Origin of the sequence: Candidatus Competibacter denitrificans Run_A_D11 (genome assembly GCF_001051235.1) — a bacterium.
In the GTDB taxonomy this organism is placed as follows: domain Bacteria; phylum Pseudomonadota; class Gammaproteobacteria; order Competibacterales; family Competibacteraceae; genus Competibacter_A; species Competibacter_A denitrificans.
Genome location: NZ_CBTJ020000115.1, coordinates 1 through 1,414 on the forward strand (window position 1 = coordinate 1; position 1,414 = coordinate 1,414).

Genomic DNA, 1,414 nt, shown 5'->3' on the forward strand with positions numbered 1-1,414 from the left:
TAATTTTTTTCCAAGTGCTCCCCAGGGTATTGCGTCCCAAGCTGATGCAGCAGCGAATGTGATTACTGCTGGAAAAGTTGTCTCTATAGATCCACCCTTGTATCTTGGCGGGGGTGGTGATGAACTGCCTCCCAGAGGTTGAGTGAGCTTGAATCCACCCTGAGGGTCCCACCCTGATCTGTAGATGAAGCCCTTGACCTCTGTGGTTTTGCCTGCCCGAACACTGAACGGTAACCGAGGACCCGCCCGGTGCGGTGATCCTGCATGCACAAGGCCAGTGTAGCGCAGGTTGTTAATCCTCTTGGAGCATCCTCATGTACAGTCTCGGTATTGATGTTGCCAAAAACAAATTGGATAGCTGTCTGCTGAATCCTGAGAACGATCAACGCCGCGCCAAGACCGTGCCCAACACCCCAGAGGGCTTTGCCGAATTGCAAGATTGGCTGATCCGGCAAAAAGTGCCTGACCTGGGTCAGGTTCATCTCATTCTGGAAGCAACCGGGGTCTACCATGAAGCGGTCGCCCTCTGGTTTGCGGCGGCCGGGGCGGTGGTGTCGGTGGTCAATCCTGCCCAGACCAAGGCCTTTGGTCAGGGTTTGGCAGTGCGCACCAAAACCGACGCCCGCGACAGCCAGGTGCTGGCCCGGTATGGGGCTTTGATCAACCCGCCCCGTTGGCAACCGCCGCCCCCGGCGATTCGGGACTTGAACGCCCTGATGGCCCGCCTGGATGCGGTCGAAGCCGACCGGCGCCGGGAACGGAACCGGCAGGAAAAAGCGGAGGCGATCCCGCTGCCCGCACCGGTTGCGGAGTCGCTTCAGCAGCACATTGACTTTCTGGAACAGGAAGCGACCCGCCTGCAAACGGCTATTCAGAGCCACATCGATCAGCATCCTGATCTGCGCCGCGACCGCGACCTGCTCCAGTCGATTCCCGCCGTCGGCGAGAAAACCGCCCAGCGCCTAGTGGCCGTCCTGCACGGGCACCATTTTACCTGCGCCGATCAGGTCACCGCGTTTCTCGGCCTGGTGCCGGTTGAATGCCAATCCGGTAGTAGTCTCCATCGCCGGCCCCGACTCTCCAAAGCCGGGGCACCCCGGATTCGGGCGGCGCTATACATGGCGGCCGTCGTGGCGACCCGCCATAATCCACACATCCAGGCCTTATACCAGCGCTTGCTGGCCCGGGGTAAAGCCAAGATGGCCGCCTTGGGCGCCGCCATGCGCAAACTGGTGCAGTTGGCGTTCGGAGTTCTCAAACATCAGCAACCCTATCAGGCCAATTGGACCCCCGTCCCTTGACCGCCAAGACGGTATCTACTTCGACAATATTGGGTTTGGTGACCTCTCGGACTTTTTCTATGTGTGGCTGCGTCGCTCGCTGAAGTCTATTTTCCCCGACCTTTTTGTCACAC

At 59.4% G+C, this 1,414-nt stretch carries 1 protein-coding gene; it reads left to right on the top strand.

The window, feature by feature from the left end:
* The first annotated feature begins 314 nt into the window (after positions 1-314).
* Positions 315-1,301: an IS110 family RNA-guided transposase gene (locus BN873_RS18240; RefSeq protein WP_048677071.1), complete on the top strand. Its 987-nt coding sequence runs from the start codon at positions 315-317 to the stop codon at positions 1,299-1,301.
* Positions 1,302-1,414: the final 113 nt, after the last annotated feature.